17 protein-coding genes are annotated in these 15953 nt (G+C 72.7%); 5 read left to right on the top strand and 12 right to left on the bottom strand.

Annotated elements, in window-relative coordinates:
* Window positions 1–17: 17 nt before the first annotated feature.
* Both OG594_RS27215 and OG594_RS27210 read right to left on the bottom strand, forming a co-directional pair.
* Complete coding sequence (locus tag OG594_RS27215; RefSeq protein WP_266604100.1) at window positions 18–1220, bottom strand: glutathionylspermidine synthase family protein; 1203 nt, start codon at window positions 1218–1220, stop codon at window positions 18–20.
* A 7-nt stretch (window positions 1221–1227) separates the two neighbouring features.
* On the bottom strand, window positions 1228–1527 hold the full coding sequence (locus OG594_RS27210) for a hypothetical protein (protein ID WP_266604098.1): 300 nt from the start codon (window positions 1525–1527) through the stop codon (window positions 1228–1230).
* Window positions 1528–1643: 116 nt separating this feature from the next.
* Here OG594_RS27210 and OG594_RS27205 point away from each other — a divergent pair, with 116 nt between their 5' ends.
* Window positions 1644–2477, top strand: a complete 834-nt coding sequence (locus OG594_RS27205; protein ID WP_266606589.1) for a hypothetical protein — start codon at window positions 1644–1646, stop codon at window positions 2475–2477.
* A gap of 147 nt (window positions 2478–2624) precedes the next feature.
* Here OG594_RS27205 and OG594_RS27200 read toward each other — a convergent pair whose 3' ends face one another.
* Window positions 2625–4025, bottom strand: a complete 1401-nt coding sequence (locus OG594_RS27200) for a PLP-dependent aminotransferase family protein (protein ID WP_266604096.1) — start codon at window positions 4023–4025, stop codon at window positions 2625–2627.
* A gap of 47 nt (window positions 4026–4072) precedes the next feature.
* Here OG594_RS27200 and OG594_RS27195 point away from each other — a divergent pair, with 47 nt between their 5' ends.
* Window positions 4073–4564, top strand: coding sequence for a carboxymuconolactone decarboxylase family protein (locus tag OG594_RS27195; RefSeq protein WP_266604094.1), 492 nt, complete (start codon window positions 4073–4075; stop codon window positions 4562–4564).
* A gap of 20 nt (window positions 4565–4584) precedes the next feature.
* Here OG594_RS27195 and OG594_RS27190 read toward each other — a convergent pair whose 3' ends face one another.
* The 5 genes from OG594_RS27190 to OG594_RS27170 all read right to left on the bottom strand — a co-directional run bounded on the left by OG594_RS27190 (window position 4585) and on the right by OG594_RS27170 (window position 9445).
* A complete protein-coding gene (locus OG594_RS27190) occupies window positions 4585–5412 on the bottom strand; it encodes a hypothetical protein (RefSeq protein ID WP_266604092.1) in 828 nt (275 codons plus the stop codon).
* A 3-nt stretch (window positions 5413–5415) separates the two neighbouring features.
* Window positions 5416–5790, bottom strand: a complete 375-nt coding sequence (locus tag OG594_RS27185) for a hypothetical protein (RefSeq protein WP_266604090.1) — start codon at window positions 5788–5790, stop codon at window positions 5416–5418.
* A complete protein-coding gene (locus tag OG594_RS27180; protein ID WP_266604088.1) occupies window positions 5787–7496 on the bottom strand; it encodes a hypothetical protein in 1710 nt (569 codons plus the stop codon). Before OG594_RS27180 ends, OG594_RS27185 begins: the two co-directional genes overlap by 4 nt.
* A gap of 134 nt (window positions 7497–7630) precedes the next feature.
* Entirely contained in the window at window positions 7631–8620 is a 990-nt protein-coding gene (locus OG594_RS27175) for a malate dehydrogenase (RefSeq protein WP_266604086.1), read from the bottom strand.
* Between the two features lie 195 nt (window positions 8621–8815).
* A complete protein-coding gene (locus OG594_RS27170) occupies window positions 8816–9445 on the bottom strand; it encodes a short chain dehydrogenase (RefSeq protein WP_266604084.1) in 630 nt (209 codons plus the stop codon).
* Between the two features lie 71 nt (window positions 9446–9516).
* Here OG594_RS27170 and OG594_RS27165 point away from each other — a divergent pair, with 71 nt between their 5' ends.
* Window positions 9517–10434 carry a LysR substrate-binding domain-containing protein gene (locus OG594_RS27165; protein ID WP_266604082.1) on the top strand — a complete coding sequence of 306 codons (918 nt, stop codon included), beginning with the start codon at window positions 9517–9519 and terminating at the stop codon, window positions 10432–10434.
* Here the strand turns inward: OG594_RS27165 and OG594_RS27160 are convergent.
* Entirely contained in the window at window positions 10421–10987 is a 567-nt protein-coding gene (locus OG594_RS27160) for a DUF3017 domain-containing protein (protein WP_266604080.1), read from the bottom strand. The two genes, OG594_RS27165 and OG594_RS27160, sit on opposite strands and share 14 nt — an antisense overlap.
* Entirely contained in the window at window positions 10977–11837 is an 861-nt protein-coding gene (locus OG594_RS27155; RefSeq protein ID WP_266604078.1) for a bifunctional methylenetetrahydrofolate dehydrogenase/methenyltetrahydrofolate cyclohydrolase, read from the bottom strand. The genes OG594_RS27160 and OG594_RS27155 overlap by 11 nt, the downstream gene beginning before the upstream one ends.
* 246 nt (window positions 11838–12083) lie before the next feature.
* Between OG594_RS27155 and OG594_RS27150 the strand changes: the two genes are divergently transcribed.
* Window positions 12084–12737 carry a hypothetical protein gene (locus tag OG594_RS27150; protein WP_266604076.1) on the top strand — a complete coding sequence of 218 codons (654 nt, stop codon included), beginning with the start codon at window positions 12084–12086 and terminating at the stop codon, window positions 12735–12737.
* Window positions 12738–12843: 106 nt separating this feature from the next.
* Here the strand turns inward: OG594_RS27150 and purH are convergent, their stop codons facing one another.
* Window positions 12844–14448 carry a bifunctional phosphoribosylaminoimidazolecarboxamide formyltransferase/IMP cyclohydrolase gene (purH, locus tag OG594_RS27145; protein ID WP_266604074.1) on the bottom strand — a complete coding sequence of 535 codons (1605 nt, stop codon included), beginning with the start codon at window positions 14446–14448 and terminating at the stop codon, window positions 12844–12846.
* On the bottom strand, window positions 14445–15068 hold the full coding sequence (gene purN / locus OG594_RS27140; protein WP_030012097.1) for a phosphoribosylglycinamide formyltransferase: 624 nt from the start codon (window positions 15066–15068) through the stop codon (window positions 14445–14447). Before purN ends, purH begins: the two co-directional genes overlap by 4 nt.
* 243 nt (window positions 15069–15311) lie before the next feature.
* Here purN and OG594_RS27135 point away from each other — a divergent pair, with 243 nt between their 5' ends.
* Complete coding sequence (locus OG594_RS27135) at window positions 15312–15896, top strand: hypothetical protein (RefSeq protein WP_266604071.1); 585 nt, start codon at window positions 15312–15314, stop codon at window positions 15894–15896.
* The last annotated feature ends 57 nt before the right edge of the window (window positions 15897–15953 follow it).

Genomic DNA, 15953 nt, shown 5'->3' with positions numbered 1-15953 from the left:
GGATCGGCTGGACACCTCTAGAGGATGACGTGGGGCAGGAAGCGGGCGTACTCGTCCGTGACCGGCCCCGCCGATTCGCGGATGCCCAGCCCCGCCGCCTCGTCCTCGACGACCCATGCGCCGAGCACCACCCGGTTGCCGTCGAAGTCGGGCAGCGGGGCCAGGCCCTGGAAGCAGTACCGCTCCCCCTCCTGCGGTACGAACGGCTCGCCGCCCCCGCCCGGCCCGTGCAGGGTGACCCCCGCACCCTCACGGCCGAGGAGGGGTTTGGCCACGTAGCCGGCGGACCCGGGCTCGGCGAGCTCGCGCGGGCCGTCGAGGTAGGCGGGCAGCAGGTTGGGGTGCTCCGGGAAGAGCTCCCACAGGATCGCGAGCAGCGCCTTGTTGGACAGCAGCATCTTCCACAGCGGCTCGATCCAGCAGGTGGAGCCGGTGCCGCCACCGTGGTCGTACGTGCCGAGGACGTGCGGGCCGAACTCGTCCGTGGCCAGCCACTCCCACGGGTAGAGCTTGAAGCAGGAGCGGATGAAGCGGAGCTTCTCGTCCACGAACCGGCCGGACAGACTGTCCCAGCCGATCTGCTCGACGGACAGGGCCTGGGTCTCCAGACCGGCCTGCTCGGCGGTCTCCTGGAGGTAGGCGACCGTCATCAGGTCCTCGCCGAGCTCGTCAGCCTCGGAGTGCGCGAAGTGCAGCGGGCCGGGCGGGAGCAACTCGGCCTGGCGCCGCCAGGCGTCGACGAGGCGCTCGTGGAGGGAGTTCCACTGGTCGGCGCCGGGGAAGCGCTCCTCCATCCAGAACCACTGCGGGCTGGCCGCCTCCACCAGGGACGTGGGGGTGTCGGCGTTGTACTCCAGCATCTTGGCCGGGCTGCCGCTGCCGTCGTAGCGCAGGTCGAAACGGCCGTAGAGGGAGGGCTGTTCGGCGCGGCGCCGCCAGGACTCGGCGATCAGCGCTGCCAGTTTCGGGTCGGTGATGCCGAGGTCGGCGAAGCGGTCGTGCTCGACGATGTGCGCGGCCGCGGCCAGGCACATGGCGTGCAGCTCCTCGACGACGTTCTCCAGGGCCTCGACCTCGGGGAGCGAGAAGGAGTAGTAGGCGCTCTCGTCCCAGTAGGGGCGCAGGGAGTCGTCGGGGTAGCGGGTCAGGGGATAGATCAGCCCCTGCTCCTCGACGGTCTTCTGCCAGTCCGGACGGGGCTCGATGGTGTGCCGCTCCATGGTGCGATCAGCCGCCGCTGGAGCCGGAGGTGTTCCCGCCGATGCCGTTGCGGGTGACGGCGGACTTCTCGAAGCTGCCGCCGGCGACCTTGCCGGCGGCCACGTAGCCGCCGTAGTAGTACGAGCCGGTGCCGCCGCTCTTGCACTCCTTGTTGTTCAGGTGCTGCAGCGTGGAGCGGGAGGCGCAGCGCTTGTCCGGTTCGTCGCTGCTGCCGCAGGCCACGAGGGTGGCCGCGAGCAGGCCCATGCCGCCGAGGGCGACGGCGCCGGAGCGCATGCGGCGTTGATTGGTGCTGCTGCTGTCCATGTCTGCTGCTCCCCCTGGGGCCTCGCGTGCTGCCGACAGAGTAGAGCGGGGTCACCGGCCGATGGAATCCGGCCGCTGTGAGATCCGTGACCTAGAGTCAGTTCGTGCTGATTGGGATGATTTGTGCGCTCGGTGCGGCGGTCTGCTTCGGTACGGCCTCGGTTCTGCAGGCGGTCGCGGCGCGGGCGGCGGAGCCCGGCAGCGGGTCCGGAGTGGACACGGCGCTGTTCCTGCGGGCCGTGCGGCAGTGGCGGTACTTGGCGGGTCTGGGCCTCGACGGAGCGGGTTTCGTGCTCCAGATCATCGCCCTGCGACACGTCCCGATCTACGCGGTGGGGGCGGCGCTGGCGGCCAGCCTGGCGGTGACGGCGGTGGTCGCGGCGCGGTTGCTGAAGGTGCGGTTGTCCCGGACCGAGTGGGGCGCGGTGGCGGTGGTGTGCGCGGGGCTGCTCATGCTCGGGCTCTCCGCCGGCGAGGAGGGCACGGGGACCGGGTCGACGGCGCTGGAACTGGGAATGCTGGCGGTGGCCGGGCTGGTACTGCTGGTCGGCGTGGTCGCGGGCCGGCTCCCGGACGGGCCGCGGGCGCTGGTCCTCGGCCTCGCGGCGGGGACGGGCTTCGGGGTGGTGGAGGTCTCGGTGCGGCTCATCGACTCGCCGTGGGACCTGCGCAACCCGGCCCTGTACGCCCTCCTGCTGGGCGGCGGCGCGGCCTTCCTGCTCCTCACCTCGGCCCTGGCGCGCGGCTCGGTGACGGTGGCGACGGCGGGCATGGTCATCGGCGAGACGATCGGCCCGGCGGTGGTGGGCGTGGTCTGGCTCGGCGACAGCACCCGCGAGGGCTTGGCCTGGCTGGCGGTGACGGGCTTCGTGGTGGCGGTGGCCGGCTCCCTGGCCCTGGCCCGCTTCGGCGAACCCCCACCCCCGACCAAATCCAACCCCACGGGCTGACCCCTTTCAGCCCCACCGGCGGACCACTTTCAGCCCCGCCGGCGTTTGAGGCGCGGGGTTCGGGGCGGAGCCCCGGGTCTTCCAGCCCCGCCGGCGTTTGAGGCGCGGGGGTCCGGGGGCGGCGCCCCCCGGCAACGGCGCCGCAGGTCACGGCAGGGCCGCCGACAGGGCCGCCAGCGTCGGGGCCCACGCACTGTCCGACGGAGTCCCGTAGCCGACGACCAGCGCGTCACGCCCCGGCAGCCCGGACTCCGGATGCCGGAACCGTCCCAGCCCGTGCAACGCCAGGTCCTGCCACGCCGCCGACTGCAGGACCGACCGCTCCAGCCCCTCCGGGAGGTCCAGCACCGCGTGCAGCCCCGCCGCGATCCCCGACACGCCCACCCGGTCCCCCACCGCCGCCACCAGCTCGTCCCGGCGCCGCCGGTACCGCAGCCGCATCCCGCGCACGTGCCGGTCGTACGCCCCGGAGGTGATGAACTCCGCCAGCGTCAGCTGATCCAGCGCGCCGCACGCCCAGTCCGTGGGCCGCTTGGCGGCCAGCACCTCCTCCAGCAGCCCCGGCGGGACCACCATCCAGCCCATCCGCAGCCCGGGTGCCAGTGACTTGCTGGCCGTCCCGAGGTACACCACCCGGTCCGGGTCCAGGCCCTGCAACGCTCCGACCTGCTGACGGTCGTAGCGGAACTCCCCGTCGTAGTCGTCCTCCAGGATGAGCCCGCCCGTGGTCCGGGCCCAGTCGACCGCGGCCGCCCGCCGGGCCGGGGTCAGGGCGACGCCCGTCGGGAACTGGTGCGCCGGGGTCAGCAGCACCGCGCCCGCCGCCGCGGTCAGCTCCCCCGTCCCGGCCCCCTCCCCGTCCACGCCGAGCGGGCGCGTCCGCAGCCCCGCCCGCACCAGCAGGTCCCGGTGGAAGTCCAGGCCGTACCCCTCCACCGCCACGTCCCGCACCCGCCGGGCCCGCAGTACGCCCGCCAGCAGCGCCAGCCCGTGCAGGAAGCCCGCGCACAGCACGATCCGTTCGGGGTCCGCGTACACCCCGCGCGCCCGCGCCAGGTATCCGGCCAGCGCCTGCCGCAGCTCGATGCGGCCGCGCGGGTCGGCCGCGTACCCGAAGGCCTCGTTCGGCGCGTCGGTCAGCGCCCGCCGGGCCGCCGACAGCCAGGCCGCGCGCGGGAAGCCGCCCAGGTCCGGGGAGCCGGGGATCAGGCTGTACGCGGGCCCCTTGCGCGCGGGGCGCCGTACGGGGGCGGCGGCCGCGGACCGGCGCGGGCGGGCCCGTTCGGCGACGCGGGTGCCGGAGCCCTGGCGGGCCGTCAGCCAGCCCTCGGCGACGAGCTCGGCGTACGCCTCGGCGACCGTGTTCCGGGCGATGCCCAGGTCGGCGGCGAGGGTGCGGGACGACGGCAGTCGGGTGCCGGCCGCCAGCCGCCCGCTGCGCGCGGCCTCGCGCAGGGCCTCGGCAAGCCCGGCCCGCAGGCCGCGTCTGCTGCTCAGGTCCAGGTGCAGGTGCAGGTCGGCGCCGAAAGTGGCCCACGATTCCGTCATGGATATGGACCATATCGGTGGGCCGCCTGCCTCCTAGGGTGGATCACATGACGACCACACACGAACACGCCCCCGAGCACGCCCCGCGCATGCACATGGCCAAGCTCGCCCCCGAGGTCTACAAGGCCGTCCTCGCCCTGGAGCTCGCCTCCAAGAAGGGTCTGGATCCCTCCCTGGTCGAGCTGGTCAAGATCCGGGCCTCCCAGCTCAACCACTGCGCCTTCTGCCTCGACATGCACACCAAGGACGCGATCGCCGCCGGTGAGAGCGTCGAGCGCATCGTCCAGCTGGGCGCCTGGGAGGAGTCGCGGCACTTCTACACGGAGAAGGAGCTCGCCGCGATCGAGTTCACCGAGGCCGTCACCGTCCTGACGGACGGCTTCGTGCCCGACGAGGTCTATGAGAAGGCCGCCGGGCAGTTCGAGGAGCGCGAGCTCGCCCAGCTGATCGCCGTCATCGCGACGATCAACGTCTGGAACCGCATCGGCGTCACCACCCGGATGGTGCCGGGCCACTACACCCCGGGCATGTACAAGTAGGACCGGTCCTTGCGGACGGGTCATTCCGGCCTGAACGACTCCACGGCCGCCGTCAGGTTCGCGCGCACCGCCGTGCCGTCGGCGGCCGGACCGGCCGCCAGCAGTGCCCAGCGCCTCCCGTCCGGGGCGACGGTGATCCGCTCGATCGCGCGGCGACGTCCGTGCGACTCCTGGTTGTCGTACTCGTACACCAGCTCGCAGGACCCGCCGGACACCGGATCGAGGGAGACCTCCTGGTAGCCGGGACGGTTTCCGAGGGCCTGCGAGGACGTCCGCAGCAGCTCGCACGTTCCGACCGCGTCCGACTCGGTGACGCGGAAGATCTGGACCAGTGCGCTGCGGTCCCCGGGCCGCCGGTAGAAGGAACCACTGCCGGTCTCGTCGTGGCTGCGCTCCCAGCCCGTGGGGACGGCGACCGAGAAGCCTCCGTCGTCGCGCACCACCGTGTACGCCGGCGGGACCGAGGGCGACGCGGAGGCGGAGGCGGACGCGGAGGCGGTGGCGGTGGCGGTCGGGGACGCGTCCGGGCCCGTACCGGACGGCGGGACCGGGGTACCCGGAGCCGACGGGGCCGCGGCGGGTGCCTTCGGCTCCCCGTCGCCCAGTACGAACCATCCCGCCACGGCGCAGCTGCCCACCACCGCCGCCCCGAGGGCCACCAGCAGCGGGACCCTCCACGACCGCTCCCGGCCCTGGCCGCCCGGGCCGCCCTGGCCGCCCGGACCGCCCTGGCCGCCCCCTGGCGGGCGGGGCGGGTACGACGGCGGGGGCGGGGGCGGTGGGGGCTGCTCCGCCCACTCCCAGCGCTGCGACTGCGGATTCCAGTGGGCACCGCCACCCGTGGCCACCCGTCAGCTCCCTAGCAGGGCGAGCAGACCGCCGAGCGCGGCGGCCGCGTTCACCGAGTCCACCAACGGCGCCCAGCGCTGGAGCGCACCCCTGAGCCGGGCGGGCAGGCCGGGCCGGATCTCCCCGGCCTCCTCCAGCTCGCCGGCGGCCTCGTCCAGTTCGGCGTCGAGCGCCGACCGGTCGGCGCTGCGGGGCAGGCGGACGAGGGCGATGCGCAGCTCCCGTACGGCCTCCAGCAGTTCCGCCGCCCCCGGGGCGGCCGCCCCCGTACCACCGTGGTGGATCGTGGTGTTGGTGTTGTTGCTGCCGCCGATGCTGAAGGCGCTGCCTTCGATGCGGTCGATCCGCACTTCCCCGGCTCCCCCGTCTTGCGTCACTGCCGGTCTCCCCTGTCCGTGTGGTGGCTCGTCTGGTTGTGGTGCCCGCTGCCGCCCACGCTGAACGCGCTGTGGCTCACGGACTGGATGTACACCCCGCCCTCCGCGACGGTGACGGCGCGCTGCGCGAACTCCTCCGTGTGCCAGCCCGCTTCGTGCAGGGCCAGGGTCACGCCGGCGACGATCCGGTCCTGGATGGTCTTCAGGTACCGGTCCAGGTCCATCAGCTGGAACAGGGAGGCGTCCTCCTGCGCCGCCAGCTCGCGCACGGACGCGGCCGGACCGGCCGGGAGCGCGCCGCCGTGGCCCTCCGTGGCGATCTGCCAGGGGCCGCGGCTGCCCCCCGAGAGGGTGGTGAGCGCCTTGGAGAGCGAGCGCGGGGCGTGGCTCAGCGCCCAGACCGTCTTGGCGAAGGGGTTGTTCCGCAGGTGGCGCCGGGCCACGTCGTCGGCCTCCTGGAACTGGGGCCGTACGGGCAGCAGCACGTGCGGCGCCACCTCCAGCATCAGCATCCCGCCCTGGGTGTGGACGCGCACGAAGACGGTGATGACGAGGTTCTCGTCCCAGCCGCCGACCCGTACCCGCAGGAAGTGGCGGCGGCGCTCGCCGCCTTCCTCCACCGCTGCGGCCCGGTGCGCGTCGAACGCCCGGTCCGAGAGGTCCGGCTCGTGCGCCACGGGCAGCCCGGAGGCCGGCAGGAACACGCACTCGTCGATGACCAGTTCCCGCAGCCGGTCCAGTACGGCCCGCTCGGCCTCCGGTGAGCCGTGCGGCGACGGAACGCGCAGGGCCTCCAGCCGGGGCCGGATCCGGGCCACGATCCGCTCGTTGTCCAGCGCTTCGGGATCGACCCCGTCCGTGCGCGGGCGCAGCTCGACCGACAGGTGCCAGGGGCGGTAGGCCGCGCCGGCGCCGCAGAACGGATCGTCGACGTTGTAGATGACCAGGCGGCTGTGTTGGGTGCGCAGGATCCGGTCGCGGATCCTGGCGAAGCGGCGGCCGGCGGCGGGGTCGGCGTTCGGGTCGGCGTACTGCGTCCGGCTGAGCGAGGTGCTGATGACGCGGGCGAAGTGGCCCCGCTGGAGGCCGACGACCAGGGTCAACAGGGCGAAGACGATCAGGGCCGTCCAGGCGTACCTGCCCGCGATCGCGTAGCCGAGTTGGGGCAGCCCGAAGAGGAGGGCGAACGGCTCCCGCTCGAGCTCGCGCAGGATGTCCTCGTAGATCGCGAGCGAGTCGTCGCCCCCTCCGACGTTCGTCTCGCCCTGGAACGCGCCCTGCACGATGCCGATGCCGACGCCGATGAGCAGCACGTAGCCGCAGCCGCGCAGCAGGAGTTCGAGGAAGCGGCTGCCGCGCGACGTCGCCGCCCGGCGTCGGGCGATCCGCCCGGCGCCGCTCAGGAAGGCGGCCGGGAGGAGCAGGAAGAGCAGGAGCGGCTGGGCCAGCACCAGCCCGAGGCCCCACACGGCCAGGACGGCCGAGGCCCAGGCCACTTCGGCGCGGCGGGCCTGGAGCGCGTGGGCGAGGACGCGGGCGGCGTCGAAGCCGTAGGAGGGCGCCACGAAGCGCTCCTCGTGGACGTAGAGCTCCTGGATCACCCGGTCGCGGTACGCGGCGTCGAGATAGCTGCCGGCACACAACAGTCGGCCCGCTTCGCTGAGCGAAGGGTGCACCGGAGTTCTGTCATCCGCGGTGCTTGTCACCGAATCCCCCTTTCGGTGTGCGGAGGGAAACGATAGGGCGATCACCGGGAGCGCGACAGGCGCGATCACGCCAAAAGGCCCCGGCGCATTGCGCCGGGGCCTTTCGAACGTGCGGATCGGGTCGGGTGACCGGATCAGATCAGGCCGAGCTCGCGAACCGCGTCGCGCTCCTCCGCCAGCTCCTGGACGGAGGCGTCGATGCGGGTGCGGGAGAACTCGTTGATGTCCAGGCCCTGGACGATCTCGTACTTGCCGTCCTTGCAGGTGACGGGGAAGGAGGAGATCAGACCGGCCGGGACGCCGTAGGAGCCGTCCGACGGGATGCCCATCGAGGTCCAGTCGCCCTCGGCGGTGCCGTTGACCCAGGTGTGCACGTGGTCGATGGCGGCGTTGGCGGCCGAGGCGGCCGAGGACGCGCCGCGGGCCTCGATGATCGCGGCGCCGCGCTTGGCGACGGTCGGGATGAAGGTGTCGGCCAACCACAGCTCGTCGTTGACGACCTCGGCGGCGTTCTTGCCGGCGATCTCCGCGTGGAAGACGTCCGGGTACTGGGTCGCCGAGTGGTTGCCCCAGATGGTCAGGCGCTTGATGTCGGAGACGGCGCTGCCGGTCTTGGCGGCCAGCTGCGAGATCGCGCGGTTGTGGTCCAGGCGGGTCATCGCGGTGAAGCGCTCGGCCGGTACGTCCGGGGCGGCGGCCTGCGCGATGAGCGCGTTGGTGTTGGCCGGGTTGCCCACGACCAGGACCTTGATGTCGTCCGCGGCGTGCGCGTTGATGGCCTGGCCCTGCGGCTTGAAGATGCCGCCGTTGGCGGCGAGCAGGTCGCCGCGCTCCATGCCCTTGGTGCGCGGGCGGGCGCCCACGAGCAGCGCGACGTTCGCACCGTCGAAGCCCTGGTTCGGGTCGTCGAAGATGTCGATGCCGGCGAGCAGCGGGAAGGCGCAGTCGTCGAGCTCCATGGCGGTGCCCTCAGCGGCCTTCATGCCCTGGGGAATCTCCAGAAGACGGAGCTTGACCGGCACGTCCGCGCCGAGCAGGTGACCGGAAGCGATGCGGAAGAGCAGCGCGTAGCCGATCTGGCCGGCGGCGCCGGTGACGGTGACATTCACGGGAGTGCGGGTCATGGCCTTCTCCGTTAGACAGCTGGCGGTGGGGCGTCCCTGCCCCATGTGCTGGAGGACGCCGCTCCCCAGTAAATCTTGACGTGAAGAGACATCCGCGGTCAGGCTATCCGACCCGGGACCGGGCTAACCCCCGGGACCGTGTGGTGCACGGCACACGGACCCCGGTGTTCGAAGGTCCGACCGGCCCCCGGACCACTATTCGACCAGGAAGACCTGGCCCGTCCGGTGCCCTTCGATCGACTTGACGTAGGCGTTCGCCGCGCGGGCCACGGGCACGGCGTCGAATCCCGCGAAGGTGTCCCCGTACGCGTCGAGGGACTCCTCGAAGACGGTGGGGCTCACGGCGTTGATCCGCTGGCGGCCGGGCAGTTCGACGGCGGCGGCGCGCACGAAGGCCTCGACGGCACCGTTGACCAGGGCGGCGACCGATCCGGTGAGCAGGGGCTCGCGGGCGAGGATTCCGGTGACCAGCGTGTACGAGGCGTGCGCGGGGAGATGGGCGACGCCCTGGCGGACCAGTTCGATCTGGCTGACGGCCTTGCCTTCGAGGCCGCCGCGGACGTCGTCCGTGGTCAGCTCGCCGAGCGGGCGCCACGGCACGCTGCCGGCCGCGCACGCCACCGCGTCGATCTCACCCACCTGCTGCGCCACTTGGGCGTACATGGCGCGGATGGACTCCGGGTCGGTGATGTCGACGTGGACGTCGGCGCCCTTGCGGGAGGCGGTGACGACCTGGTGGCCGCGCTCGCGCAGGGCCTCGTGGACCGCGCGGCCGAGGGTTCCGTGCGCGCCGATCAGTACGACCTTCTTCGTCTTCGCGTTCATGGCACGAGCATCGGCGGGCGCTGACCGTTAAGTCCAGCTACCTCAGCTACAGGCATCCTTAAGATGAACTCATGCTTGATGTGAAGCGCATGGTCATCCTGCGGGACCTGGCGGAGCACACCCGGGTGACCGCCGTCGCCGACTTGCACGGAGTGACCCCCTCCGCCGTCTCCCAGCAGCTGCGCGCCCTGGAGGCCGAGGCCGGGGCCGCCCTGGTCGAGCGGGACGGGCGCGGGCTGCGCCTCACCCCCGCCGGCGTGGCACTGGCCGCCGCGTGCGAACCGGTGCTCGCGGCCCTGGAGCGGGCCGAGGGGGCCGTACGCGCCCTCGACGCCGAGTTGAGCGGGGAGCTGGCCATCGGCTGCGCCCCCAGCGCCCTGGCCACGGTGGCCGCCCCGCTCGTCGCCGAGCTCGCCGTACGCCACCCCCGGCTGCGCCCGCGCATCGTGCAGGCCGACCCCGAGGAAGCCGTGCCGCGGCTGCGGCAGCGCCGCCTGGACCTGGCGGTGACCTACGCCTACCCGCTGCTCGGGGCCCCGCCCGCGGCCGGGACCACCGCGGTGCCGCTCTTCGACGACCCGCTGTGCCTGGCACTGCCGCAGGACCTGCTCCCCGCCTACGAGCGGGACGGGCTCGCCGCCCTGCGGGAGAGCGCCTGGGTCTCGGCCCCGGCACCGAGCAGCTGCCGCGAGATGCTGCTCCACGCCTGCCGGAACGCCGGATTCACCCCGCGCATCGCGCACGAGTGCGCGGACCTGCGGTCCGGGCTGTGGCTCGTCGCCACCGGACAGGCCGTGTCGATCCTGCCGAAGCTGCTGTGCGACGCCCCGCCGCCCGGCGCCGCCGTACGGGAGCTGCCGGGCCCGGGGCGGACGCTGGACGTCCTGGTCCGGGCGGGTACGGAGACCCAGCCGGCCGTCGCGGCCACCCTGGCCGCGCTCACTGCGCTCGCGCCGCCCGCAGCACGCGCCCCGCTCACCGCACGGTGAAGCGGACCGCACTCTCCATGAACGGGAGCACCAGCCACGGCTTGGGCGCCGCCATCACCAGCGCGAGCAGCGTGATCGCCACGCCCAGGAGCCCGTAGGTGATCATGTCCGTGAAGCGGGAGCGCACCGCGAGCATCCCCACCGAGGGCAGCACGCGCCGCATCACCGAGGCCGCGATCAGGGCCAAGCCGATGGCCAGGCAACCGACCCGCGGGTGACCGAAGGCGGTGGCCAGCAGCCCGACCGCGGTCGCGGTGAGCACACTGAGCATCGGCCACTGACGGGCCGGCGTGGACACGGCCCCGGGAACGGCACGGCCGCTGCCCTCGGGGCGCGCGGTGTCCCGGGTGATGGAAGGGAAGCGACGGGACTTGACCGGCGCCCCGGCCCCGGCCTTGGCGGGACCGGCCGCGACGGGACCGGCCTTGGCGGGACCGGCCTTGGCGGGACCGGCCGCGACGGGCGTCGCGGGCCCGACCGGAGCGACGGGGGTGCCGTTCGCCCGGGCCGCGCCGCCGCCCGTCGCGTTCTCCGCGTCCGATTCAGCCTGCACTGGTGGTCCGCTCCGCCGCCTCGACGACGTTGACGAGCAGCTGGGCCCGGGTCATCGGGCCGACCCCGCCCGGGTTCGGCGAGATCCACGCGGCCACCTCGGCCACGCCGGGGTGCACATCGCCGACGATCTTCCCTTCCCCGTCACGGCTCACGCCCACGTCGAGCACGGCCGCGCCCGGCTTCACGTCCTCCGGCTTGACCAGGTGCGGAACACCGGCCGCCGCGACGATGATGTCCGCCTGGCGCAGCTGCGCGGAGAGGTCGCGCGTACCGGTGTGGCAGAGCGTCACGGTGGCGTTCTCGGACTTGCGGGTCAGCAACAGGCCGATGGAGCGCCCGACGGTGATCCCGCGGCCGAGGACGACGACGTGCGCGCCGTTGATGCCGACGCCGTGGTGGCGCAGCAGTTCGACGATCCCGTACGGGGTGCAGGGCAGCGGTCCCGGCTCGTTCAGCACCAGTCGGCCGAGCGACATGGGGTGCAGGCCGTCGGCGTCCTTGAGCGGATCCATCAGCTCCAGGACCCGGTTGGTGTCGATGCCCTTGGGGAGCGGGAGTTGGACGATGTAGCCGGTGCAGTCCGGGTTGGCGTTGAGCTCCCGGACGACCGCCTCGATGTCCTCCTGGGAGGCCGTCCCGGGCAGTTCGCGCTGGATGGAGGCGATGCCGACCTCGGCACAGTCCTTGTGCTTGCCGTTCACGTACCAGCGGCTGCCCGGATCGTCACCGACCAGGAGGGTGCCGAGGCCGGGGGTGATGCCCCGGGCCTTCAGGGCCGCCACACGGGCGGTCAGTTCGGACTTGATCGCTGCGGCGGTGGCCTTGCCATCGAGAATCTGGGCGGTCATGACCCCATCCTCCCGGATGAGGTGGCCCCGGTTCCAGTCAAGGCACTCGCAGGGGCACAGGGTTCATTGCACTTGCACAACAAGTCACCGGCCGCACCCCAACCAACTGGACAAGCCCGGGCCCGTCGGACCACGATGAAACGACTGATGTGCCGCGGGCAGTGCCGGGGGGCGGGACCGCACCGTGCAGGATTCCTCCGTGCTCATGCCGTGCGTCCCCGCACTTCCACGGAGGAACACCCCAACATGAGCTTCGGCGAACCGCACAATCCGTACGGACAGCAGCAGCCCCAGGCCCCGCAGGGCCAGCCCGGCTACGGCTACCCCCAGCAGGCACCCCAGGGCATCCCGCCGCAGGGCGGCTACGCCTACCCGCAGCAGGCCCCGCAGGCCTACCCGGTCGGTCCCGGCGGCTACCCGGGCGCTCCGTTCTACGAGATGCCCGGCGGGGCGAAGGCCGCCCGCGTCATCCTCTTCATCATCGGCGGCCTGCAGGTGCTGGGCGGCCTGTTCTTCATCATCGGCGGCGCCGTGTTCGCCGCGGCGCTCTCGGACTCCGGCTCCTCCACTGAGGACGCAGGGGCCATCGCCGGCGGCGTGGGCGTCGTCCTCGGCATCTTCTTCATCGGCCTGTCCCTGTGGCCCATCCTGACCGCGGCCAAGATGGGCAAGGGCCGGGGCGGCGTCCGCGTCTCCGGCATCATCTACGGATCGCTGCAGATCCTCTTCGCCGTTCTCGGCGTCCTGGGGAACCTGGCCGCGCTCGGCTCCGACGACACCACCCCCGCCGGATTCGGCGTGATCGCCGTACTGCCGTCCCTGGTCTCCCTCGCCCTCGGCCTCACCGTCGTCATCGGCCTCGCCAAGGCCGGCGACTACTTCCGCCGTCCGCAGTACTGACCCTGCCGAAGGCCGAAGGCCGAAGGCCGAAGGCCGTACGCACACGGCGAAGGCCGCGTCCCGCAGTGCGGGGCGCGGCCTTCGCCGTGTGTCAGGCGTACCGGACTCAGTGGAAGAAGTGCCGGGTCCCGGTGAAGTACATGGTGACGCCGGCCTTCTGCGCGGCCTCGACGACCTGCTCGTCACGGACCGAACCGCCCGGCTGGACCACGGCCTTGATGCCCGCGGCCGTCAGGATCTCCAGCCCGTCCGGGAACGGGAAGAAGGCGTCGGACGCGGCGTACGAGCCCTGCGCGCGCTCGGCGCCCGCCCGCTCGACGGCGAGCTTCGCCGAGTCGACACGGTTGACCTGGCCCATGCCGACGCCGACCGAGGCGCCGTCCTTGGCGAGCAGGATCGCGTTGGACTTGACGGCCCGGCAGGCCTTCCAGGCGAAGGCCAGCTCGGCGAGCTCCGCCGGGGACAGGGCGTCGCCGGTGGCCAGGGTCCAGTTGGCCGGGTCGTCGCCCTCGGCCTGGAAGAGGTCGCTCTGCTGGAGCAGCGCACCGCCGGAGATGGGCTTGAGGTCGCCCGGCTGGTGCGGGGTGCCGTCCACCTTCAGGACGCGGATGTTCTTCTTCTTGGCCAGGATCTCGACCGCGCCGTCCTCGTAGGCGGGGGCGGCGATGACCTCGGTGAAGATCTCCGCGACCTGCTCGGCGAGCTCCACGGTCACCGGGCGGTTGACGGCGATGACGCCGCCGAAGGCCGACAGCGGGTCGCAGGCGTGCGCCTTGCGGTGGGCCGCGGCGACGTCCGTGTCGACCGCGATGCCGCACGGGTTGGCGTGCTTGATGATCGCGACGCAGGGCTCGTCGTGGTCGTAGGCGGCGCGGCGCGCGGCCTCGGTGTCCACGTAGTTGTTGAAGGACATCTCCTTGCCGTGCAGCTGCTCGGCGTTGGCGAGTCCACCCGGCTGTCCGTCCGTGTAGAGGGCGGCGGCCTGGTGCGGGTTCTCGCCGTAGCGCAGGGTCGACTTCCGCTCCCAGGCGCCGGCCAGGAACTCGGGCAGCGCAGCGGCGTCGTCCTCGGGGGCCTCCGGGGCGTACGCGTTCGTGAACCAGGAGGCCACGGCCACGTCGTAGGCGGCGGTGTGCTGGAAGGCCTCGGCCGCGAGCCGCTTGCGGGCGGTGAGGTCGAAGCCGCCGCCCTGGGCCGCCGCGATGACGTCGGCGTAGCGGGCCGGGCTGGTGACGACCGCGACCGAGGGGTGGTTCTTGGCGGCGGCGCGGACCATCGACGGGCCGCCGATGTCGATCTGCTCCACGCACTCGTCGGGCGTGGCGCCCGACTGGACGGTCGCCAGGAAGGGGTAGAGGTTGACGACCACCAGGTCGAAGGGCTCGACGCCCAGCTCGGCGAGCTGGTTGCGGTGGTCCTCCAGGCGCAGGTCGGCGAGGATGCCGGCGTGCACGCGCGGGTGCAGGGTCTTGACCCGGCCGTCCAGGCACTCGGGGAAGCCGGTCAGCTCCTCCACCTTGGTGACGGGCACCCCGGCGGCGGCGATCTTCGAGGCGGTGGAGCCGGTGGAGACGAGCGCGACGCCCGCCCCGTGCAGCCCGAGGGCCAGCTCTTCCAGTCCCGTCTTGTCGTAGACGCTGATGAGCGCACGACGGATCGGCCGCTGGGTCGTGGTCGGGTCGTTGCTCGCTGCGGTGTCTGCGGCGGTCACTGGATTGTTACCTTTCGTCCCTCAATGCGGTAGCCGTGCCGGGCCAGGCGCCCCACGACATCGACGAGCAACTGGCGCTCGACTTCCTTGATGCGCTCATGGAGAGCGGCTTCGTCGTCCTCGTCCCGGACCTCGACCACACCCTGGGCGATGATCGGACCGGTGTCCACGCCGCTGTCCACGAAGTGGACCGTGCAGCCGGTGACCTTCGCGCCGTAGGCGAGGGCGTCCCGTACGCCGTGCGCGCCCGGGAAGGCGGGGAGGAGGGCGGGGTGGGTGTTGATGAACCGGCCGCCGAAGCGGTCGATGAACACCTTGCCCACGATCTTCATGAATCCGGCGGACACGACGAGGTCCGGCGCGTACGCGTCGGTCGCCTCGGTGAGGGCGACGTCCCACTCCGCACGGCTGTCGTAGCCCTTGACCGGGCAGACGAAGGTGGGGATCCCCGCCTTCTCCGCCCGCTCCAGGCCGGCGATGTTCTCGCGGTCGGCCCCCACGGCGACGACTTCGGCGCCGAAGCCCTCGGATCCGCCGGGGTGGGCGTCGATGGCATCGAGCAGGGCCTGGAGGTTGGTGCCGGAACCGGAGACCAGCACGACCAGGCGGGAGGCGGCCATGGGAGGCCCTTTCTCGCGGGATTGCGGTGTTCGTTTTGTGTGGTCATACGAAACTCCGGGGTACCGATATATGGGGAACCCTACGAAGCCACCGACCGCCTGCAACGATACCGGTACACCGGACAGCCCCCGAGGGACGGGGGGACGGCCGGGCGGTAGCGTCTGGCGTACGAGCCACGAACTGGCCTCACCTCGCCACGACGTCCCCGCGACGTCCATGACACAGGGGAAGAAACACACCCGATGCCGGACCGCCGTCAGCCCGACTCCCCCACCGACGACAACCCCTTCGCGGCTCCGCCGGAAGGCCGGCCCGACCAGCCGTGGCAGCCGCGCAACGGCGGTGGCGGCGGGAACGGCGACGGCCAGAAGGACTCGGACGGCCAGCGGGGTCCGGCGCGCTGGGACCCGACGGACCCGATCCAGCGCCGTGCGCGCTACGCGCTGCTGGCCGGCATGTGGGGCTTCTTCTTCGGGATCTTCGGGATCCCGTCGGTCGGGCTGCTGCTCGGGGCGCTCGCCCTCTACTGGGGCATCAGCGCGCTGCGCGGCAAGCCCGCACCGGCGACCGCCGAGGGCGCCCCGGCGGCACCGACCGGCCTGGACGCCCTGGGCCCCGCGGCCCGCCCCCAGCGCACCGCGGCGGTGAGCGGCCTGGTCACGGCCTCCCTGGCGATCCTGCTGGCGTTCAGTACGTACGCCCTGCAGCTCACCTACAAGGACTTCTACGTCTGCCGCGACGACGCCCTCACCAAGTCGGCGGAACTCCAGTGCAACACCCTCCTCCCGGACAACCTGGTGGGCGACGTCCTAAAGGTCCGCCAGTAGCCCCAACCCCGCCCAGCCCCGCCGGCGCTTGAGGCGCTCTTTCAGCCCGCCGGCGTT

Source organism: Streptomyces sp. NBC_01214, from assembly GCF_026340975.1.
Taxonomy (GTDB): Bacteria; Actinomycetota; Actinomycetes; order Streptomycetales; family Streptomycetaceae; genus Streptomyces.
Note: the sequence above shows the minus strand (reverse complement) of the source record. Positions and strands in the feature narration are given on the sequence as shown.

Coding starts and splice junctions, on each gene's coding strand:
- OG594_RS27155 (WP_266604078.1), bottom strand. CDS start 11,837: ATGACCGCCCAGATTCTCGATGGCAAGGCCACCGCCGCAGCGATCAAG.
- purN (WP_030012097.1), bottom strand. CDS start 15,068: ATGGCCGCCTCCCGCCTGGTCGTGCTGGTCTCCGGTTCCGGCACCAAC.
- OG594_RS27205 (WP_266606589.1), top strand. CDS start 1,644: ATGATTTGTGCGCTCGGTGCGGCGGTCTGCTTCGGTACGGCCTCGGTT.
- OG594_RS27135 (WP_266604071.1), top strand. CDS start 15,312: ATGCCGGACCGCCGTCAGCCCGACTCCCCCACCGACGACAACCCCTTC.
- OG594_RS27195 (WP_266604094.1), top strand. CDS start 4,073: ATGACGACCACACACGAACACGCCCCCGAGCACGCCCCGCGCATGCAC.
- OG594_RS27170 (WP_266604084.1), bottom strand. CDS start 9,445: ATGAACGCGAAGACGAAGAAGGTCGTACTGATCGGCGCGCACGGAACC.
- OG594_RS27215 (WP_266604100.1), bottom strand. CDS start 1,220: ATGGAGCGGCACACCATCGAGCCCCGTCCGGACTGGCAGAAGACCGTC.
- OG594_RS27200 (WP_266604096.1), bottom strand. CDS start 4,025: ATGACGGAATCGTGGGCCACTTTCGGCGCCGACCTGCACCTGCACCTG.
- OG594_RS27150 (WP_266604076.1), top strand. CDS start 12,084: ATGAGCTTCGGCGAACCGCACAATCCGTACGGACAGCAGCAGCCCCAG.
- OG594_RS27175 (WP_266604086.1), bottom strand. CDS start 8,620: ATGACCCGCACTCCCGTGAATGTCACCGTCACCGGCGCCGCCGGCCAG.
- OG594_RS27210 (WP_266604098.1), bottom strand. CDS start 1,527: ATGGACAGCAGCAGCACCAATCAACGCCGCATGCGCTCCGGCGCCGTC.
- OG594_RS27165 (WP_266604082.1), top strand. CDS start 9,517: ATGCTTGATGTGAAGCGCATGGTCATCCTGCGGGACCTGGCGGAGCAC.